This is a genomic window from Halogeometricum sp. S1BR25-6, from assembly GCF_031624495.1.
GTDB lineage: Archaea > Halobacteriota > Halobacteria > Halobacteriales > Haloferacaceae > Halogeometricum > Halogeometricum salsisoli.
The window spans coordinates 410,954-428,965 of record NZ_JAMQOP010000002.1 but is presented as its reverse complement, the minus strand read 5'-3'; the positions used below and the strand labels follow the sequence as shown (position 1 = coordinate 428,965).

Genomic DNA, 18,012 nt, shown 5'->3' with positions numbered 1-18,012 from the left:
GCCGACTGGCCGCCGTCGTATAGGATTAAAAACAAATATATCGGCAACGTTTAAGGTCGCATAGCGTCAGATTTCGACGCATGGGAGGGGAACAAGCGGAGACGGGACCGGAGGGGAAAGAACTGGAACGGTGGGTCGACCGGAAGGCGGCGGAACTGGACGTCGACCGCGCCGAGGTGGTCGACCGCGCTCTCGCGGCGTACCGCGTGCTCGACGCGGACGGAGACGCCCTACGGAGCGACGAGGTGGACGGCCTCGAAACCGAACTCGACGACCTCGACAGCAGGGTGTCCGACCTCGAAGCCGACCTCGACGAGAAGGTGACGGACCTGCGCGAGCGAGTCATCCAGGTCAAACGCGAGGCGGACCGGCGCGCCGCGTCGAGCGACGACCGCTCCGACGCCGAGGGCGCGGGGCCCGCGGAGGCGCCCGACGCCGTCGCGGACCTCGGGGAGTCGCTATCGGCGTTGGAGTCGCGCGTCGAGGGCGGGTTCGAGAACTACGAGGAGGTCGTAGAGTACCTCGTCGACGCCGCCGAGGAGAGCGACGAGAAACTCGACGCGGTGGCCACCGCGGTCGTCGACCTGCGTCGACGGCTCTCGGAACGGGAACGCGCCGACGCTGAGCGGTCCGCGTCGGCCGAACTCAAGCGAACGGCGAACCGCGAGGGCGTCGCTCGCGCCGACTGCGAGGCCTGCGGCGAATCGGTCGCCGTCGCCCTTCTGACGGCGCCGTACTGTCCGCACTGCGGGGAGACGTTCGACGGCGTCCGCGCGAGGGGCGGTCTGCTCCCGTTCGGGTCGGCGACGCTCACGACCGGTCGGCGGCCGGCGCTAGAACGGCCCGGGGAGACCGCCGAATCTACCGACTCGGCCGAACTCGCCGAAACCGCGGAGACCGCGGCGGACCCCTTCGAGGCGCCGTTCGTCCGGAACGACTCCGACGACGAGGAGACGACGTCGGGTGCGTCGTCAGAAGCGGCGTCGCGCGCGCGACGCGAGGCGGCGGACCCGCCCGAGGCGGGTGGAGACTGACCGATGGGAGACGCCGACCGCGACGACCCCTTGTCGGACCTCGCCGACCGCGTCGGACGGCAGGGGGCGGACGCGGACGCGGACGAGTCGTCCGAAGCGTCGCCGTTCGAGTCGATGGCCGTCGAGTCGGTGGACCCCGAGACGCTCTGGGCGGAGTTGGCGGACGCCGACACCGACGCCGCGGCCGCCGGCGCCGCCGGTCGCGCCGAAGCGGTCGAGGGCGCGTCGGGGGAGGCCGACCACGTCGTCCCCAAGCGGTCGTTCTGTCAGTCCTGTCTGCACTTCGCGACCCCGCCGGCGTTCGCCTGCACCCGCGCGGGTACGGAGATTGTCGAAGTCGTCGACGCCGACCGGTTCCGGGTGCGGAACTGCCCCGTGGCCCGCGATGCGGAGGCCGACTCGGGGGCGGACTCCGGGACTAACTCGAAGGACCGACGGTAGCAGGTCGCCCCGCGACGAGGCGTGCGACATTAGTATCCGAGGCGACTACGCGAACGCATGCAGTTCTGCGAGGAGTGCGGTTCGATGATGCACAACAGGGACGGCGAGATGGTGTGTTCGAGCTGCGGCGCGACACAGGAGCAGGACACCGACCGCGCCGCGGAGTTCGTCTCCACCGAGGCGCAGGACGACTCGGACGTCATCGAAACCGAAGAGGGCGCGGACTTCGAGGGGAAACCCACCGCCACCGACGTGACCTGCGAGGAGTGCGGACACGGCGAGGCGTGGTACACCATAAAACAGACCGGCTCGGCCGACGAACCGCCGACGCGCTTCTTCAAATGTAAGAACTGCGGGCGGCGGTGGCGCGGTTACAACTGACGCCTTTTATTCGGACCCGACGCTCTCCGTCCACTCGGGTCGAACCTCCGGCGCCTCCCACTCGGCGGACCCCGCGAGCGCCCGCGCCCCTTCCAGCGAGTAGACGCCGCCGTCCTCGGTGAAGACGCCGTTGATGCGACCCATCGACCGCACCTTGAGGTTGTACGCCGGGTTGAGCATTAGCTGCCAGAAGAACTCGCCATCGATGTCGCTGTCGCGGACGACGTCGGCCAACGAGTCGTAGTTCGGCAGCATCTTGTCCGGCGGTCCCACCCGCGTCCGCTGCCACTCGGTCAACCAGACGGGTTTGCCCACCTCCGCGGAGAGGTCCGACGCCTCTCGGAGTAGCTCCCGCATCTGGTCGGCCGTCGGCGGCAGGTTGTGGTGGAACTGCAGCACGTCGATAGCGTCGGCGTACTGGCGGTTGAGGTCGAGGGTCTTACAACCGACGGTGAGCGGCACCGTCGGGTGCACCTCGCGCGCGACGCGGAGCATCTCCCGCACGAACGCGACGCGGTGGTCGAGTTCGCCGGGTTCGTTCATGAGTTCGAGCGCGAGGAGGCCCTCGTGGTCGCCGTACCGCGCTGCGAACCACCGGACGAACGCCGCCGTCTCGTTCCAGCGCCCGCGGTCGCGGAGCACCGCGCCGCCGGGCGACCGAACCGGGATGTCTCGGGCGACGTTCGCCGGCGTCGGGTCGGCGCCGATGCTCTCGAACAGCATCGGGAGCACGGCGATGCCGCGGTCGGCGGCCGCACCGAGGAAGTGGTCGAACCGCTCGCGGAACGCCGCGGGGTCCTCCCGCCAGACGGTGTAACTGGCGAACACCCGGAGCGAGTTCAGCCCGAGGTTGCTCGCGAACGTCAGGTCGCGCTCGATTTCCGCCGGCGCGTAGCGGTCCCACATCTGGTAGTGGTTGAAGACGCGGTAGGGCAGGTACACCGCCCCCCGGACGTTCGAGAGACCGTCCCCCGTCAGCGGCGGCGACGGCTGTTCCGTCATCGTCTGCACGGGCGTCTCCGTTTCGGTCTCGGATTCGCGAGCCGTCGCCGTCCCCTCGGACGGCGCCGCACCCGACGGTTCTTCCGTCGCGGCGGCGACGATAGCGTCGCCCCCGGTCGACCCGGCACATCCCCCGAGTGCCGCGATTCCCCCGGCGCCGAGGGTCGCGAGGACCCCCCGGCGCGATATCCCCTCTGTGTCGTCCATCGAATGACGAACCGCACTCCGGTTGTAAGGCGGCGCACGCTAGCCACATCGCAGCCTCGCGAGCCATCGGCTAGCTGTATAGGTAGTATTCGTCGGCGACGCTCTCGACCCCTCCCGACCGCCGACTCGTATCTCCGTCGAAGCGCCGCGAGTACAAGTAAGTTTGCTTACTAATATTTCGGTGCGGTTCGCCTGGGCGGGGGACACAAGAGAGTACCGAAATCCGGCGGAGAGACGTGGCAACAAGGCATTTGACCCGTCCGGTCGAGCGTCGAACAGTATGCCTGAATACACCCTGCACGTGCCGTCGATCCGCGGTGCGACCACCGAGGCACCCAACATGCCCTACGAGGAGAACGACTTCCCGATGGACGACCTCGCCGACATCGACGACTACTACCTCCTCTCCACGTCCGGCATTCCCCCGGAGGGCTTCGAGGACCTCGAACTTCCCGTCTGCCACGTCGACCAGCGACTGAGCCTCCCCCTCCTGAAGCGCGCACTCGACGAGATAGAGACCATCGACGACATCGACCCCGAGACGAAGACGGAGACCATCGACATGATCCACGACCTCGGGGAGTGCTTCCCGAACGACGGTCTCGGCGACGAGGACTGACTCCGTCGTTCCGCCGACCCCGGTCCCGGGGTTCACCGTTTGTCGTTTGCCGGTTATCGTCTGTCGTTCGTCGCTTCGACCACCTGTTCTGCCGCCTCCGCCACCTCGTCGACCCCGACCGTTCGGGCGCCCGAGCGGTCGGTCACCGAGAGTCGTCCGGTCGAACCCACGGGACGAGGAAGTCGGCGACTCGTTCGGCCACCTTCCCGGCCTGCCCGACGAAGAAGTGGTCCGCGTCGAGTTCGACGACGACCTGTTCGAACTCGCGGGCGCGGTCGGCCACCGCCGCGGCGTCGGCGACGTCGTCGCGCGTCCCGTACACCACCTGCACCGGGACGGGTATCTCCTCGAAGGCGGCCGTCACGTCGGACCCGTCCGGGAGTCCGCTCGCCGGCGCGAGCGCCGAGACGGCCTCGACGTCGGCGCCCTCGGCCGCGGTCAGAAGCGCGACCGCTCCGCCGAAACTGAACCCGAACAGGCCCGCGCGGTCGTACCGCTCGACGGCCCACTCGACGGCGCGGGCGGCGTCGCCGCGTTCGCCGCGTCCCTCGTCCCACGGACCGTAGTCGAACCGCAGGCAGTCGACCCCCCGGTCGGTCAGTTCGTCCGCGACGGCCACGAGGCGTTCGTCTCCGCGGTGGCCGCCCTGTTGAGGGTGCGGGGGGCACGCGACGACGACGGCGTCCGAGTCCGCATCGGAATCAGCCGTCTCCAGCGTTCCACGCACGTCGCGGCCGCCGGGGACATGAATCGTCTCACTCACGCCACTCCTTGGCCGCGTGAGGTTTTAAGGCCGGCGTGACTAATTTAGGCCCATGGGAATCCTCTCACGCACCTCCTACGTTATCCGCTCGAAGATAAACGCCGTCCTCAACCGGTCGGAGGACCCGCGGGAGACGCTGGATTACTCCTACGAGAAGATGCGCGACGAACTCCAGCAGGTCAAGCAGGGCATCGCGGACCTGACGACCCAGAAGAAGCGACTAGAGATACAGAAACGTCGCCTCGAAGAGAACGTCGAGAAGCACAACGAGCAGGCCCGCGAGGCGGTCCGACAGGACCGCGACGACCTGGCCTCCCGCGCCTTGGAGAAAAAGCAGGCGAAGATGAACCAGATAGAGGAGTTGGAGACGCAGATAGCCAACCTCCAAGAGACGCAGGACGACCTCGTCGACAAGAAGAACCAACTCCAGAACCGCATCGAGGAGTTCCGCACAAAGAAGGAGACGATGAAGGCCCGCTACGAGGCGGCGGAGGCTTCGTCTCGGGTTTCCGAGGCGATGTCGGGCGTCGGCGACGAGATGGGCGACGTCTCTCGCGCCCTCGAACGCGCCGAGGACCAGACCGACGAGATGGAGGCGCGGTCGGCGGCGATGGACGAACTCGTCGATACGGGCGCGTTCGACGACGCGATGTCCGACAAGGACGCCATCGACCGCGAACTGGACTCCGGCCGCTCGAACGCCGAGGTGAACACCGAACTGGAGACGCTGAAGGCCGAGATGGGTAAGTCCTCGGCGGACGCCGGGAGCGACGAGTCGGACGAGGCCGAGACGACGAGCGACGCCGACGCCGACGCGGAACTCGAGGAGATGGACGTCTCCGACGAGGACGTGGAGGCCGAACTGGAGGAACTGAAGAACGAAGAGGACAACTGAGTCGGACTGACCGCCGCCGGTCCCCGCTTTTCCCGCGTCGCCGCGTCCGCGAGCGACCGCGAGGCCTTTATGCCGCCTCTCGGAAGGGAGGTGTAAGCGATGCCCGACGACGAGGCGACGGCGGAGGCCGGTGACGGCGAACGCAGCGGTCCCGCGGGCGAGCGGTCGCCCGCGACGGCCGACGGCTCCGAGGCGGCGGACGTCCGACCCGACGGCGGGGACGCCCGGTCCGAGGACGGAGGCGAACAGCGAGACGACGAGGATTCCCGCTCCGACGAGGACCGCCGCGACGAGGAACCGAGCGACACGATGCGCGAACGCGCGGGGGAGAACCGCATCAAACTGTGGTTACTCCTCGACGCGAACCGGTGGTTCATCGCCGTCCTGCCCCTGTCGGTGGTGTTCGTCGCCGTCGTCGTCTTCGGCGTCCTCGACCCGGCGCCGCTGGTGTTGGCCGTCGAGTCTGGCGACCCCATCGAGACGCTGTTTCAGGCGTTCGTCACCGCGACCATCACCGGCGTGACGCTCGTCGTCTCCATCAACTCCCTCGTGCTCTCGCAGGAACTCGGACCGCTCGGTGACCAACGGGACCGGATGGAGGGGGCGATGGCGTTCCGCGCGGACGTCGAGGAGGACCTGGAGGTGCCCGCCGCGCCGCCGGAACCATCGGCGTTCCTCCGCGCCCTCGTCGAGGCGGCCCAGAACCGAGCGGAGGACCTGCGCGAGGCGGCCGGCGAGAACGGGGAGACCGAAGAGGGGGTCTCGGCGTACGTCGACGGCCTCGTCGCGCACGCCCGCACCGTCTCCGAGGAACTCGAAGACGAGCAGTTCGGGACGTTCGACGTGCTGTTCGCCGCCTTGGACTTCAACTACTCGTGGAAAATATACGAGGCCCGGCGGCTGAAACACGAGTTCTACGACGGTCTGAGCGAGGACGCGCGCGAAGCCCTCGACGACGTGGTGAACACGCTCACCTACTTCGGCCCCGCGCGGGAGCACTTCAAGACGCTGTACTTCCAGTGGGAACTCATCAACCTCTCGCGGGCGATGCTGTACGCGGCCATCCCCTCGCTGACCGTCGCCACCTCGGCCATCCTCTTTCTGGACAATCCCGACAGCATCGTCGGGACGACGTTCGGCGTCCACAACCTCGTCTACGTCGTCGCCTTCGCCGCGGCCGTGTCGCTGCTGCCGTTCGCCGTCCTCTTCTCCATCATGCTCCGCATCGCCACCGTCGCCAAGCGGACGCTCTCCATCGGACCGTTCATCCTGCGCTCGGCGAGTCGGAGCGAGGACTTAGACTGGGAGTGAGCGGGGACGGCGCGCCGACGGGGGAGCTAGTCCGTTCGGCGCGCGCCGGTTCCGCTCCGGTTCGACTCGCGCAGGCGTATCTCGCCGTCTTCGATGGGAACGCCCTCGTAGTCGTCCGATTCGAGGAGGAGCGCGCCGTCGAGGTCCGCGTAGTCGAGGAGGGGCGCGAGGTGGCAGGCGGCGGCGATGGCGGCGTTCGACTCGATCATACAGCCGAGCATCACCTCCAACCCGTGCGCCCGTGCGGCGTGTATCATCCGCGTCGCCTCCGCGAGGCCGCCACACTTCATCAGCTTCAGGTTCACGATGTCGACGCGGTCGGCGACGCGCGGCACGTCGGCGAGGGTGACGCAGGACTCGTCGGCCGCCACCGGGAGCGCCGAGCGCTCGTAGACGAACTGTAGTCCCTCCGGATTCGACGCCGGAACCGGCTGTTCGACGAACTCCACGTCGTACTCGGCGAGCGTCTCGGACATCCGGACGGCCTCGCGGGGCGTCCACGCCTCGTTGGCGTCGACGCGAATCGCAGCGTCGGGCGCCGCCTCGCGCACGGCCTCGATTATCTCCTCGTCGCGGTCGGTGCCGAGTTTCACCTTCAACACCGGATAGCCCGAGTCGACCGCCTCCTCGGTCTTCTGCCGCATCGCCTCCGTCTCGTCGAGTCCGACGGTGAACGACGTCGGCGGCGCCTCGGCGGGGTCGAGCCCCCACTGGCGGTAGAGCGGGACGCCCAGTCGCTTCGAGGCGAGGTCGTGGAGCGCGATTTCGACGCCCGCGCGGGCGGCCGGGTTGTCGGCGACGCGGTCACGCATCCGCCGCTCGATGCGGGCGATGCCGTGCGGGTCGCCGACCGACTCGACCACTTCCAAGAGGTCCGGGAGCACGGCTTCGACAGTGTCGGCCGTCTCGCCGTAGTGCGCGGAGGGGGCCGCCGCGCCGACGCCGGTCATCCCGCCGTCGTCGGTGACGCGCACGACGACGTTCTCCGCCTCGGTCTGGGTGTGCCGCGAGATGGTGAACTCGTCGGCGAGCGGGTACGACACCCGCTCGAACTCCGTCGTCAACAGCACGTTACTCCCCCAACACCGCGTCGAGCACCTCGTCGGCGTCGAAGCGGACGATATCCGCGGCGGGCGCGTCGAGTTCGGCCGCGTAGTCGTCGACGGCGTCGCGGGCCGCCCCGTCGTCAAGGTGCGAGGTGTTCAACGCGCCGGCGACGACGCTCGACTCGCTGACGGGCGCCGACAGCGACTCGTAGAGGTCGACGTACTCCGGTATCGGCGGCATCTCGAACGACTCGTAGCCGTGGATGGCCTCGCGGCCCGCGGCGTGACACAGCACCATCGCGTCGGGCATCGCGCCGTGGAGGATGCCGCAGGTGACCGCGGAGTAGGCGGGGTGGACGATGCTCCCCTGCCCCTCGACGAACAGCACGTCGTAGTCGTCGCCGACCTCCAGAATCATCTCCTCGACGGCGCCGGCGGTGAAATCGGAGACGACGCGGTCGACGGGGTTGCCCCACCCCGATATCATGATGCCCGTCTGGCCCGTCGGGATGAATCCGGCGTCGACGCCGCGTTCCCGCGCCGCCTCCAGCAGTTCCAGGGAGACGGTCATCTTCCCCACCGAGCAGTCGGTGCCGACGGTGAGGACGATATCGGCGTCCACGTCGGCGGCGCGGCCCTGCGACACCGAGAGGTCCTCGTGCGGTTTCCGCACGTCGTTTATCTCGACGCCGCGTTCGGCGGCGAGTTCGGCGAACTCCTCGTCGTCGTTCAAGAAGTAGTGGAGCCCCGAGATGAGGTCACAGCCGCGTTCGATTGCGGTCCGGACGTCGTCGCGCCAGGACTCGTCGAACCCGCCGCCGATAGGGGCGATGCCGACGAGGAGGGCGTCCGCCTCCGGCGCGTCGTCCATCGAGGCGACGATGGGCACGTCCGGCAGGTCCGCGCGGTGGTCCCGCGCGGAGGTGCCGGGGTTGTCTCGGTCGAGGACGGCGACCACGTCGTAGTCGGCGTACTTGAGGACGCCCGTCGCCGTCTTCGCTCGGTCGGGGAACTTCTCGTGCGCGAGGACGACGACTCGGCGGGAGTCGCCGCCTGTTCCTGCGGTCATATCCGGAGACGACGACGACGAAGGGCTTAATTTCGGGTGTTTCGGTAGCCTGCGCCGCGCCGAACCGCCGGTCTACCGAGCGTCGACGGGTCGGAACGGGGTCACACCCGAAAACTCGAAGCGCGCGCCGCCGTCTCGGCCCTCGACCGAACGGACGGACCACCCGTGGGCCTCGGCGATAGTTCGAACTATCGCGAGTCCGAACCCGGTCCCCGACGCCGACGAGGTGTAACCGTGTTCGAAGACCCGGTCGCGGTCCGCCGCCGGAATTCCCGGGCCGTCGTCCTCCACGAAGAACCCATCGCCCTCGCACCCGACCCGAATCGTCACGCCCGGTTCGGCGCGTTCGCCGACGTCGCGAGACGTAGTCTCACTGCTCGCGGAGCCATGCTCCACACTGTTTCCGGGAGCGGAGCGACCGGAGGCCTGTCGAGCGCCGTGCTCGACAGCGTCGTCGGGCTTCGCCCGACTGCTCGTGGAACTGTGTTCCACACTGTTCCGAAACAGGTTCTCGAACATCTGCTGGAGGCGCCGGGCGTCCGCCTCGACGGTTCCCTCCGCCTCGTTGACGAGCGTCGCGTCCCCGTCGACGTTCTGCCACGCCTCGTCGACGACCGACGCGAGCGACACCCGTTCGACCTCGTCCACCGACCGACCGTCGCGAGCGAGCGTCAGGAGGTCCTCGACGAGCACGTTCATCCGCTCGACGGCGTCGGCCGCTCGGTCCAAGTGGGCCGAGTCACGTTCGCCGCGCGCCAAGTCGACGTACCCCTCCGCGATAGCGAGCGGGTTGCGCAGGTCGTGGCTGACCACGCTCACGAACTCGTCCAGACGCTCGTTTTGCCGCTCCAGTTCCTCCCGTCGGCGCACCTGCTCGGTGACGTCGCGCAGGACCAGCAGCGTTCCGCGCTCGATGTCGAACTGGTCGCGAATCGTCGTCACGCTCGGGTCGAATATCCGCGCGTGCGCGCCGTCTCCCGTCGAACGGACGAAGAGTTCGCCTCCGTCCGCCGCCTCGACCAGCGACGGCGAGACGTCGGCCAGCGACCGCCCGACCGGGCTCTCGCTCGACGCCGACCCGCGCCCGGAGGCCAGAAGCCCCCCGGCCGCCCCGTTGACGTCGAGAATCCTCCCGTTCGGACCCGTCACGACGACCGAATCCTCCATCTCCTCGATGAGGAGGTCGGCGGCGAGCGGGGTGACGTCGAGGAAGTCGTACCGGAACAGCGCGACCCAGACGACAACGCCGTTGACCACGAGCGCGAAAGGGGTCAGATCGACCGGCGTGACCCCACCCGCGTAGAGGAACGCCCCCGTCGGGATGAGGAGGCTGCTGAGGAATATCACGCCGGTCTGCGTGCGGTAGACGTTCCGCGCCCGGAAGTAGAACCGGACGAACAGGGCGTATCCGGTCGTAGTCAGTACGAGCGTGTACAGGATATGCACCGCCGTGAGAGCTGTCGGCTGGGCGCGGAGCGTGGCCAGCCCCTCAAACGGGACGACGTGGACGTCGACCAGAACCAGACCGTGGAGCGGGTTCGTGACCAGTAGCAGGAGGTACGCGGCGGGTTCGACCGCGAGAAGCGCGACCCGGCGGCGAGTCAGCCAGTCGCGGTTCCCGGTGTACACGACCGTGAACAGCACGAACAGGGCGGCGCCGGAGACGTTGAAGAGGCTGTAGAGCGCGTACGCCCCGAAGACGGTCGTCGGGGTCGGTCCGAGGTACATCCCGACCGAGGCGACGCAGAGCATCGCCGTCGCGAGTGCCAGCCACCGGTACACGCGCGCGACCGGTTCGTTCCGGCGGTCGGCGGCCGCCGCGATCCAGAAGTTGATGCCGGCGCCGAGGGAGACGCCGACTAGGACCGCGAGACCGAACCCGGTGACTCCACCCGCATTCATTGTGTGGATATGATATATTCTGAAGGTGATAAGTGTACGCGTCCGTTATCAGAGTTGGTGTCAGCGAGGGAGAGAGCTCTCGGTCGTTCCGGCCCCACCGCATAAGGGGCTCACGTCCGTTCTCGACACCGATATGTCGGTGACTATCACCGCGAGTCTCCTCGGTACGGTGTTGAGTTTCCTCGTCGTCACCGCGGCGACGTACGTCACTACCAGTCTCCTGAGCGACGGGTCGAGCGTCGTGTACTCGCTGTTCACGGCCGGCATCACGTCGGTCGTCTGGTTCGGCGTGACGTACCTGATATCGGGCGTCGTGGGCGTCGGCGGCTACGCCGTCGCGGCCGGCCCCGCCCTCGCCGTCGTCGCGTACATCCTGGCGGTCGACCTGCTCTACGAGAACGGACTCGGACAGGCCGTCGCCATCTCGATCGGCACGTGGACCGTCTCGTTCGCCATCCTCTACGCGGCCGCGTACTTCGGCTACAGTTCGTTCCAAGCCATCGGCGTGCCGCCGGGAATCTGACGGTTCGGTCGAGATTCAAAGACGGTACAGCCGCGTCGTCCAGAACTCCCTGACCGCCTCGCGAAGCGCCTCCTCGGGGTCGCCCGAGGCGTCCACCGTCGCCACCCGGTCGGCCGTCGCTCGAAAGTCGCCCAGAACCGTCCGCTCGCCGAGGACGACGAGTCCCTCCGCGGCGTTCTCGTGCGCCGCCAGCGCCTCCGTCGCCCTGTCGAGGTGGTTGTCCACCTGCTCGTCGCGCCGTCGCTCGAAGCGCGCCTGCGAGAACCCGCCCTTCGAGTGGGCGTTCATTACGTCGGACTCCACCTCGTCGACGAGCGTCAGGGAGTCGCCGTCGTAGACGCCGAGGGCGAACAGGTCCGAGCGGACGAGGGCGACGCGGACGGGTTCGGTCGGGACGAACCACGAGCGCTCCAGTCGGAACGCCTCGTTCCACTCCGCGAACGGGTCGGGCGGCGTCGGGGCGTCGAGGGCGACGGAGACGACGCCGGCGTCGTCGGTGAGACAGACGCACGGGCCGGCGCGGCGGATGAGCGCCGACCGCTCGCCGAACGCGTCTTCCACCTCGTCAGGAACGTCCTCGGAGACGACGGCCGAGAACGCTCCCTCGGGACCGGTGGCGACGGATTCGAGACGGGCGAGGACCTCGGACAGACGCTCTCCGCGGAGGTCCTCCGTTCCGCGGAAATCGAGTTCCGCCTCCTCGTCGCCGCCGAGTCTGCTGACTCGGTCCTCCAACTCCGTGACCCGGTCTTCGAGGCGGTTGACCTCCTCCTCGGCCCGTTGACGCTCGCTGGCCGCCTCGGAGCGGCGCTCCTCCTCGGCCTCGGCGCGGCGTTCGAGGTGTCGATTCTCCTCCTCTAACTCCTCGATGCGCGCCTTGAGTTCGGCCCGTCCCAGCAACTCGTCCAGCATGTCGTGTACGAACCGGGCGCGCGGCGCACTTGAACGTGCTCCTCTTCGGAACCACGTTTCGAGTCCGTCGCTCGCGGCGTCGAAAAATCGGAGGCCAGCCGGCGTTTTCCGCCGAACTCAGGCCATCGCGGCGTCGTCGAAATCGTATCCCGCGTAGCGCAGGAGTTCGTTCGCCCGCGCGGGTTTCGCGAGGAGCACGTCCCTGTCGTCCGGGAGGTCCGACTCCGCGAAGTCTCGGGGGAGGGCGAGTGTCCCCGACGGGACGCCCTCGTCGCCGACGACGGGGAAGTGCCCGGTGTCGAGTTTCATCACGAGGGGTACGTCGAGTCGGACGAGGTCCGCCTCGGCGTACAGGCGTTCGTTGACGTGCGTGTGGTCGGTTCGGTGTATCGCGGGAACGTCGCCGTCGTACGGTTCGACGTACAGGCGACCCAAGTAGTAACCGCTGGAAAACTGTTCGAACATTCTGTGCATGTGAATCTCACACAGGGTAGAACATAAGCTTTGTCGCCAAGATACATACCGTCGCGCAAACAGAGCGGTCGGCGAGCCGAAACCGGGCGCGGTCGGGAGGTCAGTCCTCCCGTTCGCCCCGTGTCGCGCCGGTCATCGACCAGACGGCCGTGAGGCCGAGCACCCCGGCCGGCACGAGGGGCAGGATGAGGAGGGCGACGGTGTAGGGGATGCCCACGGCCGCGAACACCGACGGGTCGAGGTAGATGATGCCCGGCACGACCAGCGTGCAGAGCACCAAGACGGCGACGAGACCCCAGCCCCTCGTCCCGAACCCGACCGCCTCGGGTTCCTCGCGGGTCGTCTCGGTTCCGGGCGCGCCGCCGGGTCGGTGGACGTATCCGCCCGAGTCGTCGTCCTCAGAGCTCACTGTCTGGGATTACCACCACCTTGCCAAAGCCCTCACGGTTCTCTATCATCTCGTGGGCGCGCGCCGCCTCGCTCATCGGGAGCACTTCGCGGATGCGGGGTTCGAAGGTGCCGTTCCAGACGTGCTGGAGGGCCTCGTCGGCCTGCCCGGGCGTCGCCATCGTCGACCCGATGACCGAGAGCTGATTCCAGAAGATGCGGTTGAGACCGGCGTCGGGGTTCGGACCCGTCGTCGCCCCGCAGGTGACGACGCGGCCGCCCTTCCGGAGACTCTTCAGGGAGTCCTGATACGTGTCCGCGCCGACGTGGTCGACGACCATGTCGACGCCGCGCCGACCGGTCTTCTCGCTGACGACGTCGGCGAAGTCGTCCTCGTCGTAGTTGATGACGTGGTCCGCGCCGCACTCGCGGGCGTACTCCAGTTTCTCGTCCGTCGACGCCGTCGCGAACACCTCCGCACCGGCGTGGTCGGCTATCTGGACCGCTGCGTGCCCGACGCCGCCGGACGCGCCGAGGACGAGGACGGACTCGCCCGAGCGGAGTTCGCCGCGGTCGCGGAGCATCCGCCAGGCGGTCTGAAACACCAGCGACGCCGACCCGGCCACCTCCCAGTCGACGCCTTCCGGGACGGGGACGAGGTTCGCGGCGGGGACGGCCGCGTACTCGGAGTGGACGCCGCGGACGTGTTCGCCGATGATGTGGAAGTCGTAGGAGAGCGTCGGGTCGCCCTTCCGGGAGAACTCGGTGTTCTCGCCGGCGACGCCCGCGATGAGCGCCACTCGGTCGCCGGGTTCGAAGCGCGTGACGCCCTCGCCGACTTCGTGGACGACGCCCGCCATGTCGCTGCCCGGAATGTGCGGCATCTCCAGGTCGATGCCGGGCATCCCTCGCCGCGTCCAGATGTCGAGGTGGTTCAACGCCGCCGCCTTCACGTCGACCACGACTTCGCCGCGCCCCGCCTCCGGGTCCGGGAAGTCGCCGTACTCGATGACGTCTCGGTCGCCGTGTTCCGCGAATTGGACAGCCTGCATGGTCAAGCCGTCGCACGGCACCGGCAAAAGCCCGCGTTTCGACGAACATCATACCTCTATATCGACAATCAACGAATATAGGGAGGGGGCGGCTGCGTTCAACTCCCGGCCGTCCGATTCCGGAACGCCGACCGATGGGTGAATGCTGTGACGGGAGTCACAACACTCATTACAATCCTGTCTGACGTTCGCACGATGACTGTCTCCGGACGGTCGCTCGAAGCCATGGTGACGAACCGCGAGCCGATACTTCGAGCGCTCGTCCGGGGACCGCTGAACAAGCCCGAACTGACAGAGGCGGTGGACAGTTCCCGCTCCACCGTCGACCGGGCGATACGCGAACTCGTCGACGCCGGTCTGGTGGGGCGCGCCGACGGGCGGTACGAGGCGACGCTGGCCGGTCGGTCGGCGCTCGACGCCGTCGAGGCGTTCCACGACCGGATGCACGGGGTCGAATCCGCGGCGGGCGTGCTCTCGCACCTCGGGCCGGACGAGCCCATCAACCCGGATTTTCTCGCCGGCGCCGACGTGCACGTGGCGACGCCGGAGATGCCCGACGGCGTCGTCGAGCGTCTGTTCGACAGCGTGGAGGCGGCGACGCACCTCCGCGGCATCGCCCCCGTCGCCCTCTCCGGACACCTGAACGGGTTCTACGAGGCCGCGCGGTCGAACGACGCCCGCGTCGAGATGCTCATCGACGCCGACGTCCTCGACAGTCTCGTCGCCACGGCCAGCACCCGAGAGACCCTCCTCGCACAACTCCGCAAAGAGCGAGTGACTATCCTGCGCGGCGAGGTTCCGTTCTCGTTCGGTCTGTGGCTCACCGAGGCGGAGGCCGGCGTCGTGGTCTACAGCGACACGGGCGTCCGCGGCGTCATCATCAACGACGACGCCGAGGCGTGCGCGTGGGCCGAGACAATATTCGAGACGCTCTCCGCGGAGGCTCAGCGGCTCACCGCGTCCGGTATCGCGACCGACGACTGAGGGCGGGGCGCGAGAACTTTGTCCCGCCGGGGCGAACCGATGAGTCGTGAGCGAACACGGACACGACGGAATCGGGAGCGCCGGCGACTCGCACAACCACCGAGAGCACCACGACGGCCAGCGGACGGGGGCGGGCGAGGACGAGAGCGGAAGCGGCGAAGACGCGGGCGGCGAGGCGCACGACCACGACCACCACGACCACGACGTATCCGACCTCGGCGTCGGCGTCGTCACCGTCTCCACCTCCCGGTCCATCGAGGACGACCCGGCGGGCGACGCCATCCGCGACGCGTTCGAGGACAGCGGTCACCAGGTGACCGTCCGCGAACTCATCGACGACAGCTTCGACGGCGTCCAATCGACCGTGAACCGCCTCGTCGGCCGCGACGACGTCGACATCGTCGTCACGACGGGCGGAACGGGCGTGACGCCCGACGACGTGACCGTAGAGGCCGTCACCGACCTGATGCACAAGACGCTACCCGGGTTCGGCGAACTGTTCCGTCGGCTCTCCTACGACGAGATAGGGACGCGCGTCGTCGGCACCCGGACGACGGCCGGCATCGCCGACCACACGCCGGTGTTCTGTCTCCCCGGCAGCGAGAACGCCGCCCGCCTCGGCGCCGAGGAGATTCTGGTTCCCGAGGCGCCGCATCTGGCGGGGTTGGCGAGCAGGGAGTGAGGTCGGGGTCGGCGGACCCGCGGTGTCACCGCGACGAACCCGCGATTTCTGTCCCGGTGCGGTAGTTTAAGACGCAGGACCGGATACGACCAGCTATGAGCAGTCAGAAGCCCCGCGAGGAGGACGACGACGAGCGATTCTCCAGCGGGAAGGACGAACGCCTCCGCAGCACGGAGGTCACGGAGGGGCCCGACAAGGCCCCACACCGCGCGATGTTCCGAGCGATGGGGTTCGACGACGAGGACCTCGGGTCGCCGATGGTCGGCGTCGCCAACCCCGCCGCAGACATCACGCCGTGTAACGCGCACCTCGACGACGTGGCCGACGCCGCCGTCGAGGGCGTCGACGCGGCGGGCGGGATGCCCATCGAATTCGGCACCATCACCATCTCCGACGCCATCTCGATGGGAACCGAGGGGATGAAGGCGTCGCTCATCTCCCGGGAGGTCATCGCCGACTCCGTCGAACTCGTCTCGTTCGGCGAACGGATGGACGCCTTGGTCACCGTCGCCGGGTGCGACAAGAACCTCCCCGGCATGATGATGGCCGCCATCCGCACCGACCTCCCGTCGGTGTTCCTCTACGGCGGGTCCATCATGCCCGGCGAGCATCAGGGCCGCGAGGTGACCGTCCAGAGCGTCTTCGAGGGCGTCGGCACCTACGCCGAGGGGGACATGAGCGCCGACGAACTCGACGAACTGGAGCGCAACGCCTGCCCCGGTGCGGGGTCCTGCGGCGGGATGTTCACCGCGAACACGATGGCCTCTATCTCCGAGGCGCTCGGACTCGCGCCGCTCGGTTCGGCCTCCGCGCCCGCGGAATCCGAGGAACGCTACGACGTGGCCCGCCGCGCCGGCGAGGCCGTCCTCGAAGCCGTCGAGAACGACCTGCGCCCCTCCGAAATCCTCTCGAAGGAGTCCTTCGAGAACGCCATCGCCCTGCAGGTGGCCGTCGGCGGGTCGACGAACGCCGTCCTCCACCTGCTGGCTCTCGCGGCGGAGGCGGGCATCGACCTCTCCATCGAGGAGTTCGACGAGATATCGCGCCGGACGCCGAAGATTGCGAACCTCCAACCCGGCGGCACGCGCGTCATGAACGACCTGCACGAGGAGGGCGGCGTTCCCGTCGTCATCCGCCGACTCCTCGACGCCGGCCTGTTCCACGGGGACGCGATGACCGTCACCGGCCGCACCATCGCGGAGGAACTGGAGCGACTCGACCTGCCGAGCGACGAGGAGGTCGGCGGCGACTTCATCTACACCGTCGACGACCCCTACCAGGAGGAGGGGGCCATCAAGATTCTCACCGGCAACCTCGCGCCCGACGGCGCCGTCCTGAAGGTGACCGGCGACGACAAGTTCCACCACACCGGCCCCGTACGCGTCTTCGAGAACGAGGAGGAGACGATGCGCTACGTGCAGGAGGGGCACATCGAGTCGGGCGAGGTTCTCGCCATCCGCAACGAAGGTCCGAAGGGCGGCCCCGGCATGCGCGAGATGCTCGGCGTCACCGCCGCCGTCGTCGGGCAGGGCCACGAGGACGACGTTGCCCTCCTGACCGACGGTCGGTTCTCCGGTGCGACGCGCGGCCCGATGGTCGGGCACGTCGCCCCTGAGGCGGCCGACGGCGGCCCCATCGCCCTCCTCGAAGACGGCGACACGGTGACCGTCGACATCCAGAACCGCGAACTGTCGGTCGACCTCTCCGAGGAGGAACTCGACGCGCGACGGGAGGAGTGGGAACCGCGCGAACCCCAGTACACGACGGGCGTGCTGGCGAAGTACGGCAGCGATTTCGGCTCCGCCGCGAACGGCGCGGTGACGAATCCGGGCGCGAAGCGGTAACGGCTCGGTCTTTTTTGGTCCAGCTTTTCGAGCGAACGACGTTTCCCGTGAGTCGAAGGCGAACGGGAACACGGGAGAACGGAGTTCTCCCAGAGTGAGCGAGGAAAAGGAGGAACGGAGCGGTGACGAACCCCGGCGCGAAGCGGTAACGCCCCGATTTCTTTTGGTCCAGTTTTTCGAGCGAGCGGACGTGAGCGAATAAAAGGTTGGAAGGCACCTCTGGCGGTCGATTCGAAGGGGGGCTCATAGTCTCTGCGGAACTGCTAATTATTCCCTATGATTAACAATTGTTATAGTAGAGGAGCGGGTTTGAGAAATCGTGTCCGGTTGACGACGGTCGATGGGTGAACTCCCGGCCGTCCCACGATTGACGCCGCCCTCGGTCCGTACCTCCGCGCCTTGCCGTCCCTCCGGGACGCGGCGCGGAGAACAGACCCGAGGCGACCTATTCACGCAGCACCGAGAGAAGCGTCGAGTCGGGGAC

The 18,012-nt window shown here is 68.2% G+C and carries 19 protein-coding genes; 10 read left to right on the top strand and 9 right to left on the bottom strand.

Annotated elements, in window-relative coordinates:
- The first annotated feature begins 80 nt into the window (after nucleotides 1-80).
- From NDI76_RS12205 to NDI76_RS12195, 3 genes are read left to right on the top strand one after another with little or no spacing between them, the layout of a single operon-like run.
- The gene (locus NDI76_RS12205; RefSeq protein ID WP_310924354.1) at nucleotides 81-1,034 is read left to right on the top strand and encodes a CopG family transcriptional regulator; all 954 of its coding nucleotides are present in this window, start codon (nucleotides 81-83) and stop codon (nucleotides 1,032-1,034) included.
- 3 nt (nucleotides 1,035-1,037) lie between these two features.
- Nucleotides 1,038-1,475: a DUF8135 domain-containing protein gene (locus tag NDI76_RS12200; RefSeq protein WP_310924353.1), complete on the top strand. Its 438-nt coding sequence runs from the start codon at nucleotides 1,038-1,040 to the stop codon at nucleotides 1,473-1,475.
- Nucleotides 1,476-1,532: 57 nt separating this feature from the next.
- Nucleotides 1,533-1,856: a transcription factor S gene (locus NDI76_RS12195; protein ID WP_310924352.1), complete on the top strand. Its 324-nt coding sequence runs from the start codon at nucleotides 1,533-1,535 to the stop codon at nucleotides 1,854-1,856.
- A gap of 6 nt (nucleotides 1,857-1,862) precedes the next feature.
- Here the strand turns inward: NDI76_RS12195 and NDI76_RS12190 are convergent, their stop codons facing one another.
- Complete coding sequence (locus NDI76_RS12190) at nucleotides 1,863-3,065, bottom strand: glycoside hydrolase 5 family protein (protein WP_310924351.1); 1,203 nt, start codon at nucleotides 3,063-3,065, stop codon at nucleotides 1,863-1,865.
- 280 nt (nucleotides 3,066-3,345) lie between these two features.
- On the opposite strand from NDI76_RS12190, the gene NDI76_RS12185 reads away from it, so the two are divergent.
- Nucleotides 3,346-3,684: a hypothetical protein gene (locus tag NDI76_RS12185; protein WP_310924350.1), complete on the top strand. Its 339-nt coding sequence runs from the start codon at nucleotides 3,346-3,348 to the stop codon at nucleotides 3,682-3,684.
- Between the two features lie 142 nt (nucleotides 3,685-3,826).
- Here the strand turns inward: NDI76_RS12185 and NDI76_RS12180 are convergent, their stop codons facing one another.
- The gene (locus tag NDI76_RS12180) at nucleotides 3,827-4,447 is read right to left on the bottom strand and encodes an alpha/beta hydrolase (protein WP_310924349.1); all 621 of its coding nucleotides are present in this window, start codon (nucleotides 4,445-4,447) and stop codon (nucleotides 3,827-3,829) included.
- A 52-nt stretch (nucleotides 4,448-4,499) separates the two neighbouring features.
- On the opposite strand from NDI76_RS12180, the gene NDI76_RS12175 reads away from it, so the two are divergent.
- Both NDI76_RS12175 and NDI76_RS12170 read left to right on the top strand, forming a co-directional pair.
- Nucleotides 4,500-5,342 (top strand): PspA/IM30 family protein, encoded by an 843-nt coding sequence (locus tag NDI76_RS12175; RefSeq protein ID WP_310924348.1) that lies wholly within the window; start codon nucleotides 4,500-4,502, stop codon nucleotides 5,340-5,342.
- Between the two features lie 99 nt (nucleotides 5,343-5,441).
- Entirely contained in the window at nucleotides 5,442-6,653 is a 1,212-nt protein-coding gene (locus tag NDI76_RS12170; RefSeq protein WP_484494588.1) for a DUF7972 family membrane protein, read from the top strand.
- Nucleotides 6,654-6,679: 26 nt separating this feature from the next.
- Here the strand turns inward: NDI76_RS12170 and NDI76_RS12165 are convergent, their stop codons facing one another.
- The 3 genes from NDI76_RS12165 to NDI76_RS12155 all read right to left on the bottom strand — a co-directional run bounded on the left by NDI76_RS12165 (nucleotide 6,680) and on the right by NDI76_RS12155 (nucleotide 10,670).
- Entirely contained in the window at nucleotides 6,680-7,720 is a 1,041-nt protein-coding gene (locus NDI76_RS12165) for a dipeptide epimerase (protein ID WP_310924957.1), read from the bottom strand.
- 4 nt (nucleotides 7,721-7,724) lie between these two features.
- Nucleotides 7,725-8,768 (bottom strand): N-acetyltransferase DgcN family protein, encoded by a 1,044-nt coding sequence (locus NDI76_RS12160; protein ID WP_310924347.1) that lies wholly within the window; start codon nucleotides 8,766-8,768, stop codon nucleotides 7,725-7,727.
- Nucleotides 8,769-8,840: 72 nt separating this feature from the next.
- Nucleotides 8,841-10,670 (bottom strand): sensor histidine kinase, encoded by a 1,830-nt coding sequence (locus tag NDI76_RS12155; protein WP_310924346.1) that lies wholly within the window; start codon nucleotides 10,668-10,670, stop codon nucleotides 8,841-8,843.
- Between the two features lie 133 nt (nucleotides 10,671-10,803).
- On the opposite strand from NDI76_RS12155, the gene NDI76_RS12150 reads away from it, so the two are divergent.
- Nucleotides 10,804-11,193, top strand: coding sequence for a hypothetical protein (locus NDI76_RS12150; RefSeq protein WP_310924345.1), 390 nt, complete (start codon nucleotides 10,804-10,806; stop codon nucleotides 11,191-11,193).
- Nucleotides 11,194-11,208: 15 nt separating this feature from the next.
- Here NDI76_RS12150 and NDI76_RS12145 read toward each other — a convergent pair whose 3' ends face one another.
- The 4 genes from NDI76_RS12145 to NDI76_RS12130 form a co-directional block, all read right to left on the bottom strand.
- Nucleotides 11,209-12,105: a Vms1/Ankzf1 family peptidyl-tRNA hydrolase gene (locus tag NDI76_RS12145; protein ID WP_310924344.1), complete on the bottom strand. Its 897-nt coding sequence runs from the start codon at nucleotides 12,103-12,105 to the stop codon at nucleotides 11,209-11,211.
- Nucleotides 12,106-12,222: 117 nt separating this feature from the next.
- Nucleotides 12,223-12,570, bottom strand: coding sequence for a DUF5802 family protein (locus tag NDI76_RS12140; RefSeq protein WP_310924956.1), 348 nt, complete (start codon nucleotides 12,568-12,570; stop codon nucleotides 12,223-12,225).
- 109 nt (nucleotides 12,571-12,679) lie between these two features.
- Entirely contained in the window at nucleotides 12,680-12,988 is a 309-nt protein-coding gene (locus NDI76_RS12135; RefSeq protein ID WP_310924343.1) for a DUF7977 family protein, read from the bottom strand.
- Complete coding sequence (locus tag NDI76_RS12130) at nucleotides 12,978-14,018, bottom strand: zinc-binding dehydrogenase (RefSeq protein WP_310924342.1); 1,041 nt, start codon at nucleotides 14,016-14,018, stop codon at nucleotides 12,978-12,980. The genes NDI76_RS12135 and NDI76_RS12130 overlap by 11 nt, the downstream gene beginning before the upstream one ends.
- Nucleotides 14,019-14,213: 195 nt before the next feature.
- Between NDI76_RS12130 and NDI76_RS12125 the strand changes: the two genes are divergently transcribed.
- From NDI76_RS12125 to ilvD, 3 genes are all read left to right on the top strand, one after another.
- Nucleotides 14,214-15,002, top strand: a complete 789-nt coding sequence (locus tag NDI76_RS12125; RefSeq protein ID WP_310924341.1) for a helix-turn-helix transcriptional regulator — start codon at nucleotides 14,214-14,216, stop codon at nucleotides 15,000-15,002.
- 46 nt (nucleotides 15,003-15,048) lie between these two features.
- Complete coding sequence (locus tag NDI76_RS12120; protein ID WP_310924340.1) at nucleotides 15,049-15,684, top strand: MogA/MoaB family molybdenum cofactor biosynthesis protein; 636 nt, start codon at nucleotides 15,049-15,051, stop codon at nucleotides 15,682-15,684.
- A 95-nt stretch (nucleotides 15,685-15,779) separates the two neighbouring features.
- Nucleotides 15,780-17,528: a dihydroxy-acid dehydratase gene (gene ilvD / locus NDI76_RS12115; RefSeq protein WP_310924339.1), complete on the top strand. Its 1,749-nt coding sequence runs from the start codon at nucleotides 15,780-15,782 to the stop codon at nucleotides 17,526-17,528.
- The last annotated feature ends 484 nt before the right edge of the window (nucleotides 17,529-18,012 follow it).

Excerpts from the sequence above, each read along its gene's own strand:
- NDI76_RS12195 (WP_310924352.1), top strand. The coding sequence starts at position 1,533 with ATGCAGTTCTGCGAGGAGTGCGGTTCGATGATGCACAACAGGGACGGC.
- NDI76_RS12170 (WP_484494588.1), top strand. The coding sequence starts at position 5,442 with ATGCCCGACGACGAGGCGACGGCGGAGGCCGGTGACGGCGAACGCAGC.
- NDI76_RS12140 (WP_310924956.1), bottom strand. The coding sequence starts at position 12,570 with ATGTTCGAACAGTTTTCCAGCGGTTACTACTTGGGTCGCCTGTACGTC.
- NDI76_RS12185 (WP_310924350.1), top strand. The coding sequence starts at position 3,346 with ATGCCTGAATACACCCTGCACGTGCCGTCGATCCGCGGTGCGACCACC.
- ilvD (WP_310924339.1), top strand. The coding sequence starts at position 15,780 with ATGAGCAGTCAGAAGCCCCGCGAGGAGGACGACGACGAGCGATTCTCC.
- NDI76_RS12205 (WP_310924354.1), top strand. The coding sequence starts at position 81 with ATGGGAGGGGAACAAGCGGAGACGGGACCGGAGGGGAAAGAACTGGAA.
- NDI76_RS12175 (WP_310924348.1), top strand. The coding sequence starts at position 4,500 with ATGGGAATCCTCTCACGCACCTCCTACGTTATCCGCTCGAAGATAAAC.
- NDI76_RS12200 (WP_310924353.1), top strand. The coding sequence starts at position 1,038 with ATGGGAGACGCCGACCGCGACGACCCCTTGTCGGACCTCGCCGACCGC.
- NDI76_RS12190 (WP_310924351.1), bottom strand. The coding sequence starts at position 3,065 with ATGGACGACACAGAGGGGATATCGCGCCGGGGGGTCCTCGCGACCCTC.
- NDI76_RS12155 (WP_310924346.1), bottom strand. The coding sequence starts at position 10,670 with ATGAATGCGGGTGGAGTCACCGGGTTCGGTCTCGCGGTCCTAGTCGGC.
- NDI76_RS12125 (WP_310924341.1), top strand. The coding sequence starts at position 14,214 with ATGACTGTCTCCGGACGGTCGCTCGAAGCCATGGTGACGAACCGCGAG.
- NDI76_RS12130 (WP_310924342.1), bottom strand. The coding sequence starts at position 14,018 with ATGCAGGCTGTCCAATTCGCGGAACACGGCGACCGAGACGTCATCGAG.
- NDI76_RS12150 (WP_310924345.1), top strand. The coding sequence starts at position 10,804 with ATGTCGGTGACTATCACCGCGAGTCTCCTCGGTACGGTGTTGAGTTTC.
- NDI76_RS12145 (WP_310924344.1), bottom strand. The coding sequence starts at position 12,105 with ATGCTGGACGAGTTGCTGGGACGGGCCGAACTCAAGGCGCGCATCGAG.
- NDI76_RS12160 (WP_310924347.1), bottom strand. The coding sequence starts at position 8,768 with ATGACCGCAGGAACAGGCGGCGACTCCCGCCGAGTCGTCGTCCTCGCG.